Genomic DNA, 20284 nt, shown 5'->3' with positions numbered 1-20284 from the left:
TGACCAAATAACTCCACTTCTTCCTGACAACCAACCTATTGTCACCAGCTGTCAGTATATAATTTCGCTACTGGCAGAATCCCGTATATTCATATAGTTTTTTCATAGTTTTTAAAAATCAAAAGAGAATACTGCGAAGCCCAATTCATCCTCCAGATTGACATAAGACCAGAGTTTGCCGTCTTTCATGAAATAAAACCTTGGATGTCTACCGATATTTTCCAGCAAAGTTTCTCCCAACAGATTTAGATCAGCATCGTAGACGAATAGATAGACGAAGGATTTATAATTTTTCTCGTTTTCAATTTCAGATCCCTCCTCCAAAGGGGATGTAATAATCTTATGACCCAACCTGAAATAGAACTGTCTCTTATCATCCCACATCATTTTGCCAAAACTGATTTGGGAGGAGGATTTAGCCGTTTCCGCAAAAAATTCAGCTTGACCGGAGACCTCATTTTTTACTGATACTGTTTTCGAATTGGGGACCAGTTGATGTTGAAATGTAATGAGTTGAAGACTGTCTTTTTGATAATCAAATTTGTATACAGAAGAAGTGACTTCATTCGAAATAAAATGTGCGCCGTTTACCTCTCTGAGTATAGATTGTGGAACGGAAAGGATACTTCTATCACTCATCATCACACTAAAATCATTCGCTATGTTCAGGGCGGGCAGGCTGATGAATTCTCCCGTTTTGTCTTTTGGATTTAATTTGACCAAATCCTTTGCGCCATTATTATAATAGCCTGTTAATGAGAAGAACCAATTTTGGTCGGAAGTCATCAGTAATTGGTAGTTGAAGGGTGAATCAATTTCCAGCCCGGTAAACTCGGAGTTACTCAATTTGAATGAGGTTAGGTTTTTTCCGTTGCTGTCAAAAATCCCCGTGGATTGGAAATTAGTAAACAGAAATTGATCCTTCGTAAGGGACTGAACACTTTGAACGTGCTCTCCAACTCCGTTTGGTCCCTCTTTTTCAAAGGGTAGAAATTCCAAAAGCTTCAATTGATCCAAGTCAATGACAGCAAGATTGTAATCCTGATTATTAAAGAGGTAAAGGGTTTTTTGATCCTTCGCTAGGCTTGAAAAATGCTCCAATTGGAATTCATTCTGGATTACTAAAAAAGACTCCCCTGGATCAATAACTACCGTATCCACAGAATAGCTCAGATTCCCGAAGGCATTTTTCTGCTCAGTCGATTTATTTTCTTTGTTGCTACAGGAAGCAAGGAAGGCGAGAAAAAAAATCGTTAATAGTCTTCTCATAATTTTAAAAATCAAAAGTGAATACTGCAAAGCCCAGTTCGTCTTCCACATTGACATAGGACCAGAGCTTGCCGTCTTTGAAGAATTTTTTTGAAAATGGATCAGCCAAAATCTCAGCCTCCACGATTTGGTTTAATTCTTTGTCAAAAACCGTCAGTACATTTCTAAATATCAAGGAGTCTCCTATTTCTCTATCAAGTTCTCTGGAAAACCTATAAAATCTGCTCTGGTTTTTATCGAAATAGAATGGCCCGAATCTGACACTTTTTTCAGCTTCTCTTAAAAGGTCTTCGAATTCATTGATCGTTTCTGCTGATGTTCGGGTTGGGATGGCTGTTTTGTCCTGAGCCAGTTCTGAATGGAAAGTCATTTTGGTGGCTGTTTCACTTTCTAGATTCAAAGCAATCGCTTCATGGGCATATGCGGTAGATATGATGAGTTGATTCTCAACCAGTATCAGATGAATTGGCTCATGGCCTTTGTTGCTCAATCTTCCTTGCACAAAAAGGGAATAGGTGTAAGGCTCAATTTGCTCTGCCAATTCCAGCGGTATTTTTTTTACGCTCGTATCTTCCAGTGAGACGATCGCCAATCCCTGAGGAACCTGTTCAAGATTTTCATAAATGCTGTAGAGAATCTTTCCGTTAGTGATTTTTGGATTAAACGGCGACAGCATATCAGGCGCAAGACCGGACAAAGCCTCTTCAGTTAGCGAATACCTATGCATAGAATTTAGGTCTGAATTAAAGATCCTAACTTCATTGAATCCATAAAACACCAAATCTTCAGTTTGGTCAAATTGGATTGCATAGGGCCAGCCTGTACCGAGTACTCCTTCTTTTTCTGTGGTAATCTTATGAAGCAATTCCAGGTTGTCCAAGTCGATAACTTCCAACTCGCTCTTTGGAGAGAAATTGAACAGCTTCTTTTGATTATTGGAAATGCTGGAATGACTTAAAGCAGTCTGGAGATAGACCAACTCATCTCCTGCATCCACCATTACCGTATCTATGCTATATGAAAAATCAATTTTCTTCTTTTGGGCTTCGTCCGTAGGTTTGCCACAAGAGAGGCAAATTCCGAGCAGAAATAGAGGGAATAGTTTTTTCATAGTTTTTAAAAATCAAAAGTGAATACTGCAAAACCGAGCTCGTCTTCTACATTGACATAGGACCAGAGTTTGCCGTCTTTGAAGAATGCAGATTCAGGTGTGTCTTTTAGGCCTTTGATCAAAGTCTCTCCGACTAACTTCATATCGCTGTCAAAAGCCAGCAAAAACACTTCTTTCTTGGCCTTGATAGCAGGATCTAGGGTAGGTTTGATTAAACTGGCGATTCTGAAAAAATACTGTCTGCTGTCATCCCAGAGCAGAGGGCCAAATTTGATCTGGGTATGAATTTTTCCAATTTCAGAATTCCATTGATCCTCCTCCGTCAATTGCTTTTGGTGCGGTGGGTCAGTTTTGGCTTTTGGGATAGACTGAAGCGGGAAAGAATGGACTTCTAAAGAGTCCAACTTAGGATCAAATGCATATAAATCACTCGTGGCAGATGTGGAGATGTAAAACCTGCCATTCTGATCCAAAAGATAAATGTCCTCACCTGATACCTTAATCATATCCTTGCCGGTCAGCATCAGTGTGAACGCTAATGTAATATCCAGCGCTGGCAGCTCCATCAGTTTTCCATCCAGACTAGTGCGGTCAATCACCGCGAATTTCATTTGACTTTCTATATCGAAAACAGAACCCGGTATGGAGTAATACCGCTGCATGTCTTGACTGACCCTGAGGTTGTTATTTTGGAGCTGAGTATTTTCATCAATTCCATTTACCTTTTCTTGATTTAACTGGATTGCTTCGAGTTTTTGGCCTTGGAGATTAAAAATACCGGCATCCCGAAAAGTACTAATTAGCAAATTGTCCCCTGAAATCACATTTATATTCCAAACAGAAGTCCCTACTCCATTTGGCCCCTCTTTCTCAAAAGGAATCTTTTCTTTCAATAAGAGTTTGTCTAGGTCAATTACGGATAATTTCGCCTCCCGCTCACTGTAGAGATACATTTTACTCCTGTCAGCAGAGACATCAGACAAGCGAAGGCTACTTGAAAGATTGATCAACTCATTCCCTGAATCCACTACTACCGTATCTGCGGAGTATGTCAGATTATTGAGGATATTATCTGATTCTGCTTTTTCCGAATTGGCTTTTTCACCGCAACCGGCGAGAATGGTAAGCAATAAAAGAGGTAGTAGTTTTTTCATATGATTATAATTGTTTTTCAGTGGCCATATGGAATCTCGCATAGTTGATAATCATACCTATGTGTGACTTTTGAGTCATGCTCGATTTCATAACATCTAAAAATCAAAAGTGAATACTGCGAAGCCCAGCTCGTCTTCTATATTGGCATAGGAATAGAGCTTTCCGTCTTTGAAGAAATAGTGCACTGGCATTTTTTTCAAGGAATCAATTTTTTGTTCACCGATAAGACTTAGCTCCTTATCGTATCCATAGAGAAAGACTTCTGATTTCTGGGAGTCTTTTGAGGGGTTTTTGCTTCCGAGCCGGTAGTATTGCTTGGTACTGCTGTCCCAGACAATTTCGCCGTACGTGATCTGCCCATCAATGTCCGCGATAATGTCCTCATATTCCTTTTTGGAATTCACCTCTGATGGATATGTGCCGCTCTTTTCTACAGCTGTAAGTTTGTGTGGAAAGCTGATAAACTGCAGACTGTCTTCCTCAGGATTGTACACGTAGATCGAACTGCTGCTACCCACTGTGACGCCCATCCGTTCATTAATTTCATTCAAGTGGAGGTCTTCAGCTCTTAGGTCTACATCTTCGCTGGAGGTGAGGATTATGGTGAAATTCTTTGCCGAATTGAATTCGGGCAGTTCCCAACTTTTTAGCGATTTACTTTCCAGATTGATTCGCACGAAGTGCCATATTCCTTCAAAGAAATCCCCCACCAAAGCATAGGCATACTTGCCATCAGGAGATACGTACATCTCATAAGGCATTTGGATTTCTTTTTGAGACTCATCCTCAGAAGATGAGAATTTGGAAAGTGTCAGATCCAGTTCTTTGCTGCCATCTGATCGGAAAATACCTTGGGATTCAAAGGAAGCGATCAGAAAGCGGTCTTTAGCTAATGGTTGAATAGTTAAGATATATGTCCCTATCCCGTCTGGACCTTCTTTTTCAAACCCAAATGAAGTGTCCAATGCCCTCTTACCAAGATCTATTTTTTGGATTCTGGTTTTCTTCTCGTCAAACAGGTAAATAAAATCCGGATTGTTTGATTGACTTGATAATTGAACTAGACCGGATAAATCAAATAGATCTTCCCCAGACTCTATAACCACTGTATCCACCGAATAAGATAGATTCTCAAGGATATTTCCCGTGGTCAGTTTATTGGAATCAGTGGATTTTCCGCAGGAAAAAAGTAAAGCAATAAAAATAAACAATAAAGACTTTTCCATTCTAAAGAGTTTAGGATGGAAAATACTTAATTCATTGCAGAATAGTTAGTTAATAAATGTAAAATTAATATCCCTATCCCCAGTGATGCCGGCAATCCTATTTTCATTTATCCAGAGGCGGGAAGAAGAAAGCCGGAAGACCGAAAAAATCTTCCGGCTTATTTCTAATCCACTGACTCCATCAAGGTGCGGAATGGGATCGCCTTCTCACCATACCGTGCTTGAGTTTCGTAGCGCAGGGCATTTGCATAGCGGCTTTCGTATTCGATCAGCATACGGGTATTTTCTGCAAAAAACTGTATGCTATAATTGGTCACGCTGTCATCGGGACTATTCAGCAAGCGAAAGAATTTATGCTCTGTAAATAAGCCGGTGGCAAAAATATCAGGGATATGTGTGTCTTTCATCCAGTGGACGAAATCCTCTTCTATATCATTGGAAACGGTGAATGTGATGTTGTAAAGAATCATATCGGGGAATTTTGGCAGGAATTTCGTTTTTTTGCAACCGGATTTGAGATTTCAAAGTTAGGAATCCAAACACGAATAATTGAATTTACTTCCCTCAAAGCTCTCCCTAACTATGCATAAAATAGCCCAAGCTCCCCCAGAGGCTCAGAATAAGCGATTGATTATCGCAAAAATCGTGGTGGTGGCTTTGTATGCCGTCGGCGCTATAGGGCTGAGCTTACCGGAATACCGGGAGTACTTTCTGATGCTTACTCCAGCCCAGCTCTTAGTTACGATGATTTTGCTTTTGGGATTTCACAGGGGATGGAGTGAAGCTTTCCCCGTCTTTGCGGCAGTGGCTTTCTGGCTGGGTTTCGGAGCTGAGCTAATCGGGATACACACGGGTTATATTTTTGGTGATTATGTATATGGTGCTGCGCTGGGGCCTAAGCTTTGGGAAGTACCCATTGTGATAGGCGTGAACTGGTTTATTTTGGTGTACCTGACCGGCTCGGTGTTTTACAAGGTTACAGACAATGATTTCTATGCGGCGCTACTTGGGGCGACTGCCATGACGGCGCTGGATTATGTGATGGAACCTGTGGCAAGTGCGTTGGATTTCTGGTATTGGAAATTTGACATCATACCCCCCGGTAATTATCTCACCTGGTTCTTGGTGGCATTTCTGATCCATTACATTTATAGAAAAGGCAATTTTGAAAAGAGCAATCCACTCGCCGCTTTGGTGCTGATTGCGATGATTCTCTTTTTTGGGATTTTAAATTTCACTGTGTTGGATTGAGTATTTTAAAGGAAATTACTCCTGAAGTGATTTAGTAAAACAAAAAGTAGACTCTTGAGTTGTTACTCTGATGATTGAAGCGATAGGTTTTGCCATATTGGGATTCGTCTTGATGGAATTGTCCGGCTGGGCGATTCACAAATACCTGATGCATGGCCCATTGTGGATGATTCATAAAACACATCACGGGCATTCAGAATCATTTTTTGAGTTGAATGATCTGTTTTCCCTGTTGTTTGGGGGAATTGCTGTGCTGCTGATATTCCTTGGAGTGGGTGAATTGGACTATAGATTCTGGATGGGGATTGGGATCAGTGCCTACGGCATGCTGTATTTTCTCCTGCACGACGTGCTGATTCATCGCCGGGTGAAGTGGCTGGATAGACCAAAAAATGGCTTGCTGAGAGGGATATTTAAGGCTCATCAGGCACATCATCAAAGTAGTAAAAAGGATGGGGCAGTTTCCTTTGGACTGTTTTGGGTGCCGAGGAAATATTTTAAGAACACAGAAAGGTGAGCAACTATTCGATAAAGGACCTAGAGCAACTTTCCGGAATCAAAGCGCACACGCTTAGAATCTGGGAACAGCGGTATAATCTTCTCAATCCCAAAAGGACTGAAACCAATATCCGCTATTATGACGATACAGATTTGAAACTGATTTTGAATGTAGCCATGCTGAATTCAAATGGGTTGAAAATCAGTAAGATCGCGGCAATGGACAGTGCTGATATAAGTCGGGAGATCATACGGCTAACGGATCAGTCTGTGGATCATGCAGACCAGATTCAGGCACTCACTATTTGTATGATAGATATGGATGAGGTAAGATTTGAGAAAATCCTATCTACGAATATTCTGAAACTCGGTTTTGAGGAGACGGTGCTGAATGTGATTTATCCTTTCCTCTCCAAGATTGGAGTTCTCTGGCAGACGGGAGCAATAAATCCTGCCCAAGAGCATTTCATCTCGAATCTGATACGCCAAAAATTAATTGTAGCTATAGACGGACAATTGACCGGCACACAAGGCAAAACCTTTATGCTTTTCCTTCCTGAGGGAGAATTGCATGAGCTTTCTTTGCTTTTCAGCTCTTACCTTATAAAAAAGCATGGGCATAAGGTCATTTATCTAGGGCAAAGTACCCCTAAAGCAGATCTGATTTCCGTTTATCGTATGCAGAAGCCGGATTTTCTGCTGACGGTGATCACCTCTTCTCCGGCGGGAGATAAAGTACAGAATTATGTAGATATGTTGGAAAGGGAATTTGGAAATTCAGAGATTTTTGTCTCAGGATTGCAGGCGCTGGAGCAATCAATCGTTATACCTCCCAGTATTCGTTTGCTTACTTATGCAAAAGAAATCAAGCGTATTCTTGTTCAGATGGAAGAAAGTGTAGCCTAATTACTACTGAAAGTTTATTTTAATCACCGAGGCGCATAGTTTTGGGACATCCTCCCCTATTTTTTTGTTGCATGCTATCCCTCATCTTGAATCAAGATCTAATTTGCATTTTTTACCATTTGTGTGTTCCTATCGTAGGAATGGTGATACCTTACAGAGGCTGGAAGTCTGATTTGTGAATGTTTTTTTGATTAACCGCATTCATTCTTGTTCCTCTAGTTTCTTCCCTTACAATCTGAGAGTAGGCATGCTCGGTTATCGTAAATACTTGGGAAATGGAGCTTTGCTATTATTTTGTTCATCTTTAATTCAAAATTAATAAACAAAAATTGAATTTCTGATTTTACATTATTCGCTCCATAATGGCAATATAGGTCATTTTTTCACCCAATGAATGCCAATTCACTTGATTTAGTACGAGACTTTCTGTTTAATGGCTATAAATTTTGTTTAAACAATTTCTTGCTATTTTGTTTAACGAATTGTAGATTTGATTAAACAAAAATAAAGAAGTCATGACCTCTTCCGAATTCAGTTATTCTTTAGATCAGATATCCGTTGTATTGAAGCCATTTGCCTTGAAGCTGACAAGAGACCTGGACGATGCAAATGACTTGCTTCAAGACACTATGGTGAAAGCCTTTACCAATCAGGATAAATTTGCAGATGGCACTAATCTGAAGGCTTGGCTTTATACAATTATGAAAAACACCTTCATCACCAACTATCAGAAGATGGTGAGACGGGCGACTTTCGTAGATACTACAGAAAACCTACATTACATTAATTCCAGTGCTTCTTTGGTAGAAAATTCCGCTTTTGGAGAGTTTGCGATAGAAGATATTTATCGGGCGATCGACAGGTTGGATGAGATATTCAGTACGCCGTTTTTGCTTTACTACAGAGGGTTTAAGTACCATGAGATAGCTGATCGTCTGAGTATTCCCATTGGAACTGTTAAAAATAGAATTCATATTGCCCGAAAGTACCTCAAAGAGGATTTGATGGTCTATAAGCACGTAAATTAACGGGATGAAGCAAAAACATGTGGTAGTGATTGGTTCTGGATTTGCCGGTCTTTCTGCCGCAACCCACCTCGCTGCCAATAACTTTTCCGTCACACTTCTGGAGAAAAATGATTCTCCGGGAGGAAGAGCCAGAAAATTCTCTGCTCAGGGATTTACTTTCGACATGGGACCAAGCTGGTATTGGATGCCTGATGTATTCGAAGACTATTTTTCCAATTTCGACAAAAAACCAGCCGATTATTATGAATTATTGCGACTAGATCCATCCTATTCGGTGATTTATGGGCAGGACGATGTGTTGGATATTCCTGCGAATCTAGATGAATTCAAGGCCAAGCTGGAAGAGATAGAACCGGGAGCTGCGGCACAGTTGGATAAGTTTTTGGCGCAAGCCAAGTATAAATATCAAATAGGAATTCACGATTTGGTCAAAAGACCCAGCAGGTCATTGATGGAATTTGCCTCACTGGCACTGATGAAAGATGTGATGCGAATGGATGTTTTTCAGTCCATGTCCAGTCATGTGCGGAAGTTTTTCAAATCGGAGAAGATCATTCGGCTAATGGAATTTCCGGTGCTTTTCCTCGGAGAAACGGCAGAAAATATTCCCGCACTCTATAGCCTGATGAACTATGCGGATATAGTCTTGGGCACATGGTATCCCAAAGGAGGAATGCACGAAATAATCAGTGGAATGGTGGCATTGGCAGAAGAAAAGGGTGTGAAAATCAGGTACAATACTGAAGTGGAAGAGATAGAAATAGAGCAGGGTGAAGCTAAGCGGGTTAGGCTGATATCAGGGGAAAGGATCAAGACTGACTTGGTGATCGCAGGAGCAGATTATCATCATGTGGACCGTCATTTGATCAATCCAAAATACAGCAATTACAGCGAAGATTATTGGGATAAGCGTGTGTTGGCACCTTCCAGCTTGCTGTTTTACTTAGGGATAGGCAAGAAACTGAAAAATCTTCGCCATCATAACCTGTTCTTTGACGAGCCGCTTGGCCCGCATGCAGATGCCATCTATACCAATCCAAGATGGCCTGAAAAACCGTTATTCTACGCATGTGTTCCATCTGTGACTGATGACACTGTTGCTCCTGAAGGTATGGAAAATCTGTTTTTGCTTATTCCACTAGCTACTGATCTGGAAGACTCTGAAGAGATCAGAGAGAAATACTATGAGATGATCATGGAAAGATTGGAAAAAATCACGGGCCAGGAAATACGGTCCGATGTGATTTTCAAACGCTCCTATGCGCACTCTGACTTCAAGGCAGATTATCATGCCTATAAGGGGAATGCCTATGGGCTGGCAAATACGCTAAAACAAACGGCATTGCTAAAACCTTCTCTGAAAAACAAAAAGGTAAGTAATCTGTTCTATACAGGTCAACTCACAGTTCCCGGACCGGGCGTTCCCCCCTCCTTGATTTCGGGCTATGTGGTTGCAAAAGAGGTGATTCGGGAAAATTCGTAGTAAAACAGTATATTCAATTATGGATGCCAAGGAGTTATTTGACCAAACAAGTTTAGATTGTGGTAAGCTGATCACACAGCGGTACAGTACCAGTTTTACACTTGGGATACAGACTTTGGACAAGAAATTCCATGCTCCTGTTTATGCCATTTATGGTTTTGTACGCTATGCAGACGAGATAGTGGATACTTTTCATGACCATGACAAGGCTAAGTTGCTGGCAGAATTTAGACGTGAAACTTATGTGGCGATTGAGACGAAGCTCTCTTTGAACCCTGTATTGCATGGGTTTCAGTTGATGGTGAATAAATACACTATTGAGTTGGATCTTATAGAGTCATTTTTCCAAAGTATGGCCATGGATCTGGATTTTAGTACTTACAATGACAGCAGATACCAAGAGTATATTTATGGGTCGGCAGAAGTGGTTGGGCTGATGTGCCTGAAAGTATTTGTGGAAGGTGACGATGCGATGTATCGGCGATTGAAAAGACCGGCGCAAATGCTCGGATCCGCTTTCCAAAAAGTGAATTTCCTCCGTGATATCAAGAGTGATTACGAAGAGCGGGGAAGAGTGTATTTTCCGGGAGTATCTTTTGAGTTATTTGACAAATTGGCCAAAGGCCTCATAGAAGAAGATATTCAGAAGGATTTTGATGAGGCACTTATCGGTATAGCGCAGCTTCCCGAAGGAGCGAAACTGGGAGTGAAGGTAGCATACTTGTATTATCAGAAACTGTTTGATAAGATAAAGGGGCTTTCTGCCGCTAAGATCACCGCTGAGCGAATCAGAATCCCAAATTCCCAGAAGTTTACCCTGCTGTTGGGTACCTACTTTGGCAGTAAACTGGGCTTAAGTTGAGTATGGAAAAATACCTCTATTTAGCAGTAAATCTTTTTGCAATTTCCTTTCCGCTCATCCGGTCTTTTGAGCCAAAAATCAGATACGCCCGCAAATGGTATGCTTTATTTCCTGCTCTTCTGATTACAGCCGCATTCTTCTTGGTATGGGACCATTGGTTTACCGTTAATGGAATTTGGGAATTCAATCCAAGGTATGTAATTGGGATTTACATTTTTCAATTACCTATTGAAGAATGGCTTTTTTTCTTTACTGTACCCTATGCCTGCATCTTTATCTATGAGGTATTGATCTATTTTTTCCCAAAGGATATTTTTCAGCCCTTAGGCAAGCCTTTCGTAGTAGTAATGATTCCCCTTTTGTTAGCTCTGGCATTTTTGAATCTGGATAAACTATACACCTCAGTTAATTTTATCATAGGAGCCCTGGCACTGGGGATTCACTGGTTGGTTTTCAAAGGCAAGTTTATGGGCAGATTCTTATTTGCATACTTAATTCACTTAATTCCGTTTATCCTTTGCAATGGTGTACTGACAGGAGGTCTTACGCCGGAGCCTGTGGTGATCTACAATAATTCCGAGAATCTGGGAATTAGAATCTGGACCGTTCCCATAGAAGACACAATCTATTCTATGACATTACTGCTTGCCAACGTATCCTTATTTGAATTTTTCAGAAAGAGAAAAACAATTCAAGGAGCTTAGAGTTATTAGGTTATGAAGAATCTTCAAGTTCAGATTGATGCGCATTCCGGCTTCTGTTTCGGGGTAGTTTATGCTATAGAAATGGCTGAAGATATTCTTGATGAGTCAGGACATTTATATTGCCTTGGCGACATCGTTCACAATGATGAAGAGGTAAACCGGCTTAAACGGAAAGGCTTGAAAATTATCGACCATGAGATCCTAAAAGAACTGCAGGATGAACATGTGCTGATTCGAGCACATGGGGAGCCCCCATCCACCTATGAGCTTGCGATCAAAAACAACCTGACGTTGATAGATGCTAGCTGTCCTGTTGTGTTAAAACTTCAGCATAGAATCAAAAATTCCTTTGACAAGGGAGATTTTATCTATATCTATGGGAAACATGCCCATGCAGAAGTAATCGGTCTGCTCGGTCAAACCAATAACGAGGCGGTAGTCTTTCAGGATATTTCTGAATTGGACTTGGACACGCTCCCCCAAAGCATCACACTCTATAGTCAGACGACTAAAAGCACGGATAAATTTTATGAAATCAATTCGGTGCTGAAAGAGAATGGAATTGCTGTGAATACCAATGATACCATATGCAGACAGGTGTCTAACCGTGATAAAGAGCTACGTGATTTCGCAGCAAGATTCGATAAGATTGTTTTCGTGAGCGGCACCAAGTCTTCGAATGGGAAAGTGCTTTTCAATGTCTGTAAAGACACCAACCCCAACACATATTTTGTGTCTAATTCGGATCAGATTGAGTCTGGCTGGTTTGGCGAAAATGACCGTGTAGGAATCTGCGGAGCAACATCCACACCCATGTGGCTTATGGAGCAGGTGAAGGAAAGGATTCTGACTTTTTGAGAAAACATTCCCAAATTGCCTTTATGAAGTCGAAAGTCACACATGCGTCTGTTGATCCGAAAGGTGTTTTGATCGCATTAGTTATTATAGGACTTTGGTTTTTTTCTTTGATAATTCTTTTGAACTATCCTGTTTCATGGAATGCCCCATTGGTTTATTTGGGTATTTTGATCCAAATGCACCTTTATACCGGACTTTTTATCACGGCACATGATGCCATGCACGGTTTGGTTTCAGGCGACAAGAAACTGAACAATGCCATAGGATGGTTTGCAGCACTTCTATTCTCCTATAATTTCTATAGCAGACTTTTCCCAAGACATCATGCCCATCATAGATTTGTAGCGACTGACCAAGACCCGGATTACCATCATTCGGACAATTTCTTCGCATGGTATTACAGCTTCATTAAGCAGTATATCAGTATTTGGCAGATTCTCTTGATGGCGGTTACTTTTAATATTCTAAAGCTATTTCTCCCTACGGAAAATTTGATTTTGTTCTGGATGCTGCCTGCGGTACTATCCACATTTCAGCTGTTTTTTTTCGGTACCTACCTGCCCCATAAGGGGGAAAATGACAATAAACATCATTCTACCACTCAGGAGAAAAACCACTTTTGGGCTTTTATTACCTGTTATTTCTTTGGCTATCACTACGAGCATCACGATTCTCCCGGCACTCCATGGTGGAGGTTGTGGAGAGTGAAATAAACTCAGCATAAAACGTAAGAATTTTGATGAAACAGTTTTTCGTGCTTTTAGCACTAGTTTTCAGTTCGTTTCAAACTTTTTCGCAAGGAGTCATCCGTGGAAAAATCACAAATCCCATCAATAATCAGCCTGTTGCATTTGCCAACGTACTTGTATTAGGTACTGAGTTTGGAGCAATTTCGGATGAAAACGGTCTGTATAAGCTGTCGAATATTCCTGCGGGACTTTATAACGTTCGGGCGAGTTTTGTGGGATTCAAAACCAAGACCGCTTTTGAAGTGCAGGTGACACTGGCCCGTCCTGTACAGTTGGATTTTGAGCTTATAGAAGACGCTTCGGAGCTATCTGAAGTGGTGGTCAATTCTGATTTTTCCCGGTCTGAAGAAACACCTCTTTCGGTAAGGAAACTTAATTCCAATGAAATAGAGCGGTATCCTGGAGGGAACAGGGATATTTCAAGGGTAATCCAGGCACTGCCTGGAGTGGCAAGTACTCCAAGCTTTAGGAACGATATTTTGATCCGTGGAGGTGCTCCCAATGAAAATAAGTTTTTCATTGATGAGATAGAAGTCCCTGTGATCAATCACTTTGCCACACAAGGATCTTCCGGTGGGCCTGTAGGGATTCTCAATGTCAATCTGATCAAAAATGTAGACTTGATTGCAGGTGGATTTCCAGCCAATCGTATGGATGCATTGAGCTCTTTCTTTGAATTTCAACTTAAAGAAGGCCGCAGGGATAAAATGGCAACTCAACTGACTGTGGGAGCTTCCGAATTGACTTTATCCAATGAAGGGCCTATTGGGGACAAAACCACCTATCTCCTTTCTGCCCGTCGTTCGTATTTGCAAGGGCTGTTCAAGTTGATAGGATTGCCTTTTCTTCCCACTTTCAACGACTTCCAGCTGAAAACCACCACTAAAATCAATGATAAAACTGAACTTACTTTTATTGGTGTGGGGGCAATAGATAAGTTTGTGCTCAACATGGATGTGCCTAAGGATGAGACAGAAGAGGATAGGGAGAATCGACTTTACTTGCTGGATGTGCTTCCTGTACAGAATCAGTGGAATTATGCAACGGGAGTGAAATTGAAGCGATATAGGGAGAATGGTTTTTGGACATTCGTGCTGAGTAGAAATATGCTAAACAATCATTCTGTCAAGTATGCCGGCAACGACGAAAGTTCTCCCGACAAGCTGCTTTTTGATTATTTGTCCCAAGAGTCTGAGAATAAATTTCGGGCAGAGAATAGTGTGTTCAAAAATGGCTTTACTGTTAAATACGGTGTCAACTACGAATATTCCAGATATTATATTAAGAATTTTGATCGGTCTACCTTGGCGGGGAGCGGGGAAGTGATCAATTTGGAATCCACTTCCAACTTCAGTCTATATGGAGGATTTGTATCTGCAAGCAAGTATTTTGACGATGAGCGCTTACTTATCTCAGCAGGATTGCGGGCTGATGGAGGGGATTTCGGAAAAACAGCAGAGAACCCGTTGAATCAGTTGAGCCCAAGGATTTCTTTCTCCTATCAGCTGAGGCCAAATCTTTTTGCTACTGCAAATGCAGGAATTTATTATCAAAAGCCCTCATACACCGTGCTGGGGTACAAAGACGATCAGGGAGAGCTAGTCAATCAGCTCAATAATGTGCGGTTTATTCGGAATTCTCAGCTGATTGCGGGAATTGAATGGTTGATGCCGGAGAAAAACCGTCGATTTACCGTGGAGGCTTTTTATAAGAAATACAGCAATTATCCCTCATCGGTAAGAAATGGGATTTCTCTCGCAAATTTAGGAGCTGATTTTGGAGTAATCGGAAATGAGCCTGTGGAATCCAATTCAGAGGGAAGGGCTTATGGTCTTGAGATGCTGGCACAGCAGCGGCTTTTCGAGAATTTTTATGGGATAGCCTCTCTTACTTTGGTCAGGAGTGAATTTACAAATCCTAACACTGCCGGCTATATTCCTTCTTCTTGGGACAATCGATTTATCGTGAGTTTGACAGCAGGAAGGCGCTTTGGGAATAATTGGGAAATAGGAGCAAGATGGAGATTTTTGGGAGGTACGCCTTATACTCCCTATGACTACGAAGAATCAAGTCTGATCAGCAATTGGGACTTGAGAAACCAGCCTGTTTTGGATTATTCGCAAATCAACGCAGTACGACTTGCCGGGTTCCACCAGCTGGATCTGAGGTTGGATAAGAAGTATTATTTCCTGAAATGGAATCTTAATTGGTACGTGGATATTCAAAATGCCTACAATTTCAAAGCGGAACAACCGCCATTGCTTGTCCCGGTTAGAGATCCTGATGGAAATTTACAGATAGATCCAACTGATCCAAGCCGATATCAACTGAAATATCTGGATAATCCTGCGGGGTCGATTCTACCTACAATCGGAATAATAGTGGAGTTCTGATCCTAGCCGCCCAGCGAATTTAAGAGCTTGATAATTCTGGTGGATCTCGCGTCTATATCATCCACACTGTAGATGTACTCAATCCAGTTTTCCTGATCGGTGGAAGAAAGCTTCCCGAATAGTTCAAATTTGCCCGGATCATCTTTGAGGCAATCGATTAATTCCTGAGGAAGTTTGTTGGGAATTTCTTCTTGAAAAAATTTAATCCGGACTACATCGCCTTCTTCTTTTCCAAGTACTTTTCTTATGGGTTTAGCTACAGGTAGAAATACAAATCCATTTCCCATGGGGAGTAGGTGCTTTCCTTCAAAAGAATAGTTATCAATTGTGCCTGAGATTTTCATCATTCCAAAAGCCTTGCCCGTGGTAATGATTTTTCCGGGAAGCTTGATGTAGGTCCAGCCACCTTTTCCCTGAAACCGTTCTAACAAAAATTGACCTTCGACTAAAAGTTGCATATAAAAGAGAGCAGGTTAAACCTGCCCTCTAGTTAGGATTGTCAGTTTTATTTTCCAAATCTCCACCGAATATTCAGGCCAAATTGATTGGCGAAGAAATTGGTGTTTTCTATCAGACGAAAATTAGGCCGCCAGTCAGCACCGATTACGATAGGCACACTATTAAATGGATATTCAATGCCTATTTCTCCGGCCACCCCCAGGGAAAAGGGATCGCCTATAAACATTGAAGGACCAAACCCCAGGTAATAGTTGAAGTCACTGGCACCTACAGGTCGATAGATGGGGTTCCAAAGCGCATCGATACCTACTCCTCCCCCTCCAAAGCTCACATCCGCATGGACTCTGCTGAATTGACCAAGTGCAAAAACTCCATCTACGGCGACGTTGTTGCCATAGAAATTCCCAAAACGAATACCCAATTCTTGTGCATTTGCTTGGGAGAAACTTGCCATTGCTAAAAAGAGTACTAGTCCGAAGAGTTTAACCTTTTTCATAAAAGGGGATTTAGAATTAGATGATAGCTATTTAATTTTTTGCCCGTGACAAAAAATTCTTGTGAACTACTCCTGCAAGGATTGCACCAACTATAGGGGCTAACCAGAACAACCAGAGCTGCTGTAGGTAAATGCCTCCTGCAAAAATAGCTTGACTGGTGGATCTGGCAGGATTTACGGAGGTATTTGTAACAGGGATGCTGATCAGGTGAATCAATACTAGTCCGAGACCAATCGCAATTCCGGCAAATCCGGCCGGTGCTTCAGGGTAAGTTGACCCCAAAATAATCATCAAAAACATAAAGGTCATGACTACCTCGGTGACTAAAGCAGCTGTAAGACTGTATCCTCCGGGAGATGCTTCTCCGTAGCCATTTGCAGCAAAACCGCCAAGCTCAACTCCTGCTTTGCCGGTAGCGATCACATACAGTACTGCCGCGCCCGCCAATCCGCCTAACACTTGTGCTATAATATAGCCAATTACATCTTTACTCTCAAAACGCCCTCCCATCCATAGACCTACTGTCACGGCAGGATTGAGATGACAGCCTGAAATATGCCCGATCGCATAGGCCATCGTCAGGACTGTTAAGCCAAAGGCAAAGGAAACTCCAACGAATCCGATTCCCAGTTCCGGGAAACCGGCCGCTAAGACGGCACTTCCGCATCCTCCCAGCACTAGCCAGAAGGTTCCAATAAATTCTGCTACTAATTTTTTCATAAAAAGTTTTATTTAGTTGAGGTTATATGAAATGAATTTAAGAATTATATTTTATTTCAATACGAAAATTAGATGAATATTTTGTTTACTTGCCAATGGCGACAGATTTCATTGTGTTACAATAACTTGAATTTTTTTCATTGGCATATTTCCGATACTAGTCATTTATGATGGCCTGAAATGTGAGTTAAACTTCTACCTATCTTTAATCAAATAGCCGGACATGAAAATCTTTGAATGCGGTAATTGTTCCCATCCGTTATACTTCGAAAATGGAAGTTGTGAAAAGTGTGGGCATCTCTCCGGGTATGATGATGCCAGTTTGAATATGCTGACTTTTGAAGCCGCTAGGTCCAGTTTGATTTCAGATAGCAATGGAAATGCGTTTAAATACTGTCAAAATCACGGGTTGGGCGTTTGCAACTGGCTGATTCCCGCAGACGAAGAGCAGCCCTTTTGTAAGGCCTGTGAGCTAAATCGAACAATCCCGGATTTATCGGATAGTGAGAATTTTCCTAAATGGCAGAAACTGGAAGTGGCTAAGCATCGGTTGGTTTATCAGCTTACCAAGCTTGGAATGGAAATCCTGCCTCAAGAAGATAATCCGGAAACAGGTCTTTGCTTTGATTTTATTTCCCGGCAGGGCGATGATCAGATAATGACAGGTCATGCCAACGGTGTAATTACTATTCTTCTTTCGGAGGCTGATTCAGTTCACAGGGAGCAAATGAGAAAGCAGATGTCTGAACCCTATCGTACACTGATAGGTCATTTTCGCCACGAAGTGGGGCATTATTATTGGGATAGATTGATAGCTACAAACGAGAAGATCCTCAATGAATTTCGAAATCTTTTTGGGAACGATCAAGAAGATTATGGGGAGGCTTTGAATAATTACTACAAGGCTGGCGCTCCTGCTGATTGGCAGCAAAATTACATAAGCCAATACGCCAGTGCGCACGCTTGGGAAGACTGGGCGGAGACTTGGGCTCATTATCTTCATATCATGGATATGGCTGAAACAGCTTACTATTATGGAATTTCTGTCAAACCAAAAGTTCGGGAAAAGAGCCTGCAGGGAGATTTTGGTTTTGATCCGTATCGGCAAAAAGATTTTGATGAAATCTATAAAAGTTGGGCTCCGATTTCCTTTGCCATCAATAGCTTAAACAGAAGTATGGGGGTACCCGATGCTTATCCTTTTGTGGTAAGCCAGACAGTGGTGGATAAAATGAAATTTATCCACCGCCTGATGCCTCACAGGTAATTTATTATTTTCTAAAGAAAAAATAAACGGCCAAAATCAGAAAAATCGACCCGATGAGGTGATTAAGTCGGAAAGTTTCCGTTTTGAACGCAATCACCGAAAAAATCATAAAGACCACCAACGTGATGACTTCTTGGATAACCTTCAGCTGAACCAGAGAAAATGGACCTCCATTTCCGCTAAATCCAATTTTATTGGCAGGTACTTGAAAGCAATACTCAAAAAGAGCAATACCCCAAGAAATCAAAATGACGGAAAACAGCCCAAGTTTGCTAAACCATTTCCATTCGGCAAATTTCAGATGCCCGTACCAGGCAAGAGTCATGAACGTATTGGAAAGTACAAGCAGCGCGATAGTAAGGAGTGCCTTCATAAGTGGATGAAATAAGAATCCCGCAAATTTCATCAATAAAGTAATCCCTTGTATTTCCGCCGCTACTCTAAATTTTTGCCGTTAACCACTACATTTTTGACTTGAAATCCATCGACCATAGAAGTGTCAAATGCGGGATTTTTGGTGGTGATAGTCAAGTTTTCAAATTTGAAATCTGCCAATCGGTCATGCTCCGTGATGGCCACATCAAAAAAGACCTCACACTCCAGCTCAATATTTCTCATCGTGATATGATCCGAATAGGAGAGCGGAATTTCAGTTTTCCCTTTCAAGTCAAAAAACTGAGTCCAAGGCTTCACATAAATAAAACTTCTTGCCTGTCCTTGGATGTTTTCCACAGTGATGTATTCGTAGTGCTGAGGTGTGTCCGGTCTCATTTTCAGCCAAAGGAGCCTTACTGCATCCTTTACCTTGATATTCCGCATGATCACGTTCTTGTTGTGGATGGATTCACTGCCATGGGTAAGTGCTGAGTGGCAAAAACCAAATTCACTGTCTTCGATGAGGATGTTGGTGTTTTCTCCATTAGAGGGGTCTTCGTCCGCCCAAGGTCCCTTTCCTCCTTTCAGCGCTATCGCATCATCATTTACGGCGAGATAGCAGCCTTTGATCAGCACATTGGACACCACATCCAGATCGATCGCATCAGTACTTGGAGCCTTCACAGGCTCATGTGGAGAGGTGATTCTCAGATCCAGAAGTTTGACATTCCTGCACTGGTAATAATGACTGCTCCAGAAACCTGCATTGATCAGTTTGACATCCTGTACTTGCACATCATTGCTTTTCCAGATGAAGACCAAGCGCGGTCGGGAAACTTCAAGGTTTGTGCAGTTTGGATCTTCCTTTCTCCGCTGCCAAAATGCTTCCCAAAATTTAAGTCCGTTTCCATTGATCGTCCCGCCTCCGGAAATTGTAAAACCATCGACTCCATAGGCATTTACCAAAGCTGCATAATAATCCAAGTTTTGACCTTCCATACGGGAAGGGATCAACGGGTAATCGGCGATATCGTCAGAACCTTTCAATACTGCATCTTCAGTCACATGAAGGTGGGTATTCGGTTTGAAAAACAAGGCTCCGCTCAAGAAAGTCCCCTTGGGAACGATCACCACTCCGCCTGTTTCTGCAGCTTGATCGATCACTGACTGAATTTGCTCCGTTTGCAAAATACTACTGTCATTTTTTACTCCATAATCCGTAAGTAGATAGGGCTTGCCGAGATCTTCAAGTTTCACCTTTGAATAATCATGAAACCAAGGTGAAATCTCAGTTCCATCAGGCCAAAGATCCTTGGAGTTGTCCTGGGAAAAGGAGGTAAATGTAAATCCGCACAGCAATAGAATCAGGAATAATGGGTTTTTCATATGTTTATAATTTTTCTGTCACTTCATTTTTATATTTTTAGGTAAGGGTAAGAAAACGCTAAGAAGTTAAATTTTCATATTCATGCT

The 20284-nt window shown here is 41.5% G+C and carries 21 protein-coding genes; 11 read left to right on the top strand and 10 right to left on the bottom strand.

Features of this window, described 5'->3' with window-relative positions; translation table 11 throughout:
* Positions 1-111 precede the first annotated feature (111 nt).
* From J2X69_RS23915 to J2X69_RS23895, 5 genes are all read right to left on the bottom strand, one after another.
* Positions 112-1269, bottom strand: a complete 1158-nt coding sequence (locus tag J2X69_RS23915) for a DUF4221 family protein (protein WP_310109144.1) — start codon at positions 1267-1269, stop codon at positions 112-114.
* 4 nt (positions 1270-1273) lie between these two features.
* The gene (locus J2X69_RS23910) at positions 1274-2380 is read right to left on the bottom strand and encodes a DUF4221 family protein (RefSeq protein WP_310109142.1); all 1107 of its coding nucleotides are present in this window, start codon (positions 2378-2380) and stop codon (positions 1274-1276) included.
* 5 nt (positions 2381-2385) lie between these two features.
* Positions 2386-3534 (bottom strand): DUF4221 family protein, encoded by a 1149-nt coding sequence (locus J2X69_RS23905; protein ID WP_310109140.1) that lies wholly within the window; start codon positions 3532-3534, stop codon positions 2386-2388.
* A 96-nt stretch (positions 3535-3630) separates the two neighbouring features.
* The gene (locus J2X69_RS23900) at positions 3631-4761 is read right to left on the bottom strand and encodes a DUF4221 family protein (protein ID WP_310109138.1); all 1131 of its coding nucleotides are present in this window, start codon (positions 4759-4761) and stop codon (positions 3631-3633) included.
* Positions 4762-4925: 164 nt separating this feature from the next.
* A complete protein-coding gene (locus J2X69_RS23895) occupies positions 4926-5231 on the bottom strand; it encodes a DUF4286 family protein (protein ID WP_310109135.1) in 306 nt (101 codons plus the stop codon).
* Between the two features lie 112 nt (positions 5232-5343).
* Between J2X69_RS23895 and J2X69_RS23890 the strand changes: the two genes are divergently transcribed.
* From J2X69_RS23890 to J2X69_RS23845, 10 genes are all read left to right on the top strand, one after another.
* The gene (locus tag J2X69_RS23890) at positions 5344-6012 is read left to right on the top strand and encodes a carotenoid biosynthesis protein (RefSeq protein WP_310109133.1); all 669 of its coding nucleotides are present in this window, start codon (positions 5344-5346) and stop codon (positions 6010-6012) included.
* Between the two features lie 70 nt (positions 6013-6082).
* A complete protein-coding gene (locus tag J2X69_RS23885) occupies positions 6083-6529 on the top strand; it encodes a sterol desaturase family protein (protein WP_310109132.1) in 447 nt (148 codons plus the stop codon).
* Positions 6526-7416: a MerR family transcriptional regulator gene (locus J2X69_RS23880; protein WP_310109128.1), complete on the top strand. Its 891-nt coding sequence runs from the start codon at positions 6526-6528 to the stop codon at positions 7414-7416. Before J2X69_RS23885 ends, J2X69_RS23880 begins: the two co-directional genes overlap by 4 nt.
* Positions 7417-7931: 515 nt before the next feature.
* The gene (locus tag J2X69_RS23875) at positions 7932-8444 is read left to right on the top strand and encodes an RNA polymerase sigma factor (RefSeq protein ID WP_310109124.1); all 513 of its coding nucleotides are present in this window, start codon (positions 7932-7934) and stop codon (positions 8442-8444) included.
* Between the two features lie 4 nt (positions 8445-8448).
* On the top strand, positions 8449-9927 hold the full coding sequence (locus J2X69_RS23870; protein ID WP_310109122.1) for a phytoene desaturase family protein: 1479 nt from the start codon (positions 8449-8451) through the stop codon (positions 9925-9927).
* 19 nt (positions 9928-9946) lie between these two features.
* Positions 9947-10789, top strand: coding sequence for a phytoene/squalene synthase family protein (locus J2X69_RS23865; protein ID WP_310109119.1), 843 nt, complete (start codon positions 9947-9949; stop codon positions 10787-10789).
* Positions 10790-10791: 2 nt separating this feature from the next.
* Positions 10792-11493 carry a lycopene cyclase domain-containing protein gene (locus tag J2X69_RS23860; protein ID WP_310109117.1) on the top strand — a complete coding sequence of 234 codons (702 nt, stop codon included), beginning with the start codon at positions 10792-10794 and terminating at the stop codon, positions 11491-11493.
* A 12-nt stretch (positions 11494-11505) separates the two neighbouring features.
* Complete coding sequence (locus tag J2X69_RS23855) at positions 11506-12351, top strand: 4-hydroxy-3-methylbut-2-enyl diphosphate reductase (protein WP_310109115.1); 846 nt, start codon at positions 11506-11508, stop codon at positions 12349-12351.
* A 23-nt stretch (positions 12352-12374) separates the two neighbouring features.
* Positions 12375-13064, top strand: a complete 690-nt coding sequence (locus J2X69_RS23850) for a fatty acid desaturase (RefSeq protein ID WP_310109111.1) — start codon at positions 12375-12377, stop codon at positions 13062-13064.
* A 26-nt stretch (positions 13065-13090) separates the two neighbouring features.
* Positions 13091-15493: a TonB-dependent receptor gene (locus tag J2X69_RS23845; RefSeq protein ID WP_310109107.1), complete on the top strand. Its 2403-nt coding sequence runs from the start codon at positions 13091-13093 to the stop codon at positions 15491-15493.
* A 2-nt stretch (positions 15494-15495) separates the two neighbouring features.
* Here J2X69_RS23845 and J2X69_RS23840 read toward each other — a convergent pair whose 3' ends face one another.
* Genes J2X69_RS23840 through aqpZ form a run of 3 tightly spaced genes read right to left on the bottom strand, consistent with a single transcriptional unit; the run spans position 15496 to position 17169 of the window.
* Positions 15496-15951, bottom strand: a complete 456-nt coding sequence (locus J2X69_RS23840; RefSeq protein WP_310109104.1) for a DUF1905 domain-containing protein — start codon at positions 15949-15951, stop codon at positions 15496-15498.
* 47 nt (positions 15952-15998) lie between these two features.
* On the bottom strand, positions 15999-16448 hold the full coding sequence (locus J2X69_RS23835) for an outer membrane insertion C- signal (protein WP_310109101.1): 450 nt from the start codon (positions 16446-16448) through the stop codon (positions 15999-16001).
* A 31-nt stretch (positions 16449-16479) separates the two neighbouring features.
* A complete protein-coding gene (gene aqpZ, locus J2X69_RS23830) occupies positions 16480-17169 on the bottom strand; it encodes an aquaporin Z (RefSeq protein WP_310109098.1) in 690 nt (229 codons plus the stop codon).
* Between the two features lie 223 nt (positions 17170-17392).
* Between aqpZ and J2X69_RS23825 the strand changes: the two genes are divergently transcribed.
* Positions 17393-18436 (top strand): putative zinc-binding peptidase, encoded by a 1044-nt coding sequence (locus J2X69_RS23825; RefSeq protein WP_310109095.1) that lies wholly within the window; start codon positions 17393-17395, stop codon positions 18434-18436.
* Between the two features lie 4 nt (positions 18437-18440).
* Here J2X69_RS23825 and J2X69_RS23820 read toward each other — a convergent pair whose 3' ends face one another.
* Both J2X69_RS23820 and J2X69_RS23815 read right to left on the bottom strand, forming a co-directional pair.
* Positions 18441-18809, bottom strand: coding sequence for a DMT family protein (locus J2X69_RS23820; RefSeq protein ID WP_310109093.1), 369 nt, complete (start codon positions 18807-18809; stop codon positions 18441-18443).
* 62 nt (positions 18810-18871) lie between these two features.
* A complete protein-coding gene (locus J2X69_RS23815; RefSeq protein ID WP_310109090.1) occupies positions 18872-20197 on the bottom strand; it encodes a glycosyl hydrolase family 28 protein in 1326 nt (441 codons plus the stop codon).
* Positions 20198-20284: the final 87 nt, after the last annotated feature.

It is taken from the genome of Algoriphagus sp. 4150, from assembly GCF_031457395.1.
Taxonomy (GTDB): Bacteria; Bacteroidota; Bacteroidia; order Cytophagales; family Cyclobacteriaceae; genus Algoriphagus.
The sequence above is the reverse complement of the archived record's forward strand: the minus strand, read 5'-3'. Positions and strand labels throughout refer to the sequence as shown.

Excerpts from the sequence above, each read along its gene's own strand:
- J2X69_RS23915 (WP_310109144.1), bottom strand. The coding sequence starts at position 1,269 with ATGAGAAGACTATTAACGATTTTTTTTCTCGCCTTCCTTGCTTCCTGT.
- J2X69_RS23910 (WP_310109142.1), bottom strand. The coding sequence starts at position 2,380 with ATGAAAAAACTATTCCCTCTATTTCTGCTCGGAATTTGCCTCTCTTGT.
- J2X69_RS23905 (WP_310109140.1), bottom strand. The coding sequence starts at position 3,534 with ATGAAAAAACTACTACCTCTTTTATTGCTTACCATTCTCGCCGGTTGC.
- J2X69_RS23900 (WP_310109138.1), bottom strand. The coding sequence starts at position 4,761 with ATGGAAAAGTCTTTATTGTTTATTTTTATTGCTTTACTTTTTTCCTGC.
- J2X69_RS23895 (WP_310109135.1), bottom strand. The coding sequence starts at position 5,231 with ATGATTCTTTACAACATCACATTCACCGTTTCCAATGATATAGAAGAG.
- J2X69_RS23890 (WP_310109133.1), top strand. The coding sequence starts at position 5,344 with ATGCATAAAATAGCCCAAGCTCCCCCAGAGGCTCAGAATAAGCGATTG.
- J2X69_RS23885 (WP_310109132.1), top strand. The coding sequence starts at position 6,083 with ATGATTGAAGCGATAGGTTTTGCCATATTGGGATTCGTCTTGATGGAA.
- J2X69_RS23875 (WP_310109124.1), top strand. The coding sequence starts at position 7,932 with ATGACCTCTTCCGAATTCAGTTATTCTTTAGATCAGATATCCGTTGTA.
- J2X69_RS23870 (WP_310109122.1), top strand. The coding sequence starts at position 8,449 with ATGAAGCAAAAACATGTGGTAGTGATTGGTTCTGGATTTGCCGGTCTT.
- J2X69_RS23865 (WP_310109119.1), top strand. The coding sequence starts at position 9,947 with ATGGATGCCAAGGAGTTATTTGACCAAACAAGTTTAGATTGTGGTAAG.
- J2X69_RS23860 (WP_310109117.1), top strand. The coding sequence starts at position 10,792 with ATGGAAAAATACCTCTATTTAGCAGTAAATCTTTTTGCAATTTCCTTT.
- J2X69_RS23855 (WP_310109115.1), top strand. The coding sequence starts at position 11,506 with ATGAAGAATCTTCAAGTTCAGATTGATGCGCATTCCGGCTTCTGTTTC.
- J2X69_RS23850 (WP_310109111.1), top strand. The coding sequence starts at position 12,375 with ATGAAGTCGAAAGTCACACATGCGTCTGTTGATCCGAAAGGTGTTTTG.
- J2X69_RS23845 (WP_310109107.1), top strand. The coding sequence starts at position 13,091 with ATGAAACAGTTTTTCGTGCTTTTAGCACTAGTTTTCAGTTCGTTTCAA.
- J2X69_RS23840 (WP_310109104.1), bottom strand. The coding sequence starts at position 15,951 with ATGCAACTTTTAGTCGAAGGTCAATTTTTGTTAGAACGGTTTCAGGGA.
- J2X69_RS23835 (WP_310109101.1), bottom strand. The coding sequence starts at position 16,448 with ATGAAAAAGGTTAAACTCTTCGGACTAGTACTCTTTTTAGCAATGGCA.
- aqpZ (WP_310109098.1), bottom strand. The coding sequence starts at position 17,169 with ATGAAAAAATTAGTAGCAGAATTTATTGGAACCTTCTGGCTAGTGCTG.
- J2X69_RS23825 (WP_310109095.1), top strand. The coding sequence starts at position 17,393 with ATGAAAATCTTTGAATGCGGTAATTGTTCCCATCCGTTATACTTCGAA.
- J2X69_RS23820 (WP_310109093.1), bottom strand. The coding sequence starts at position 18,809 with ATGAAGGCACTCCTTACTATCGCGCTGCTTGTACTTTCCAATACGTTC.
- J2X69_RS23815 (WP_310109090.1), bottom strand. The coding sequence starts at position 20,197 with ATGAAAAACCCATTATTCCTGATTCTATTGCTGTGCGGATTTACATTT.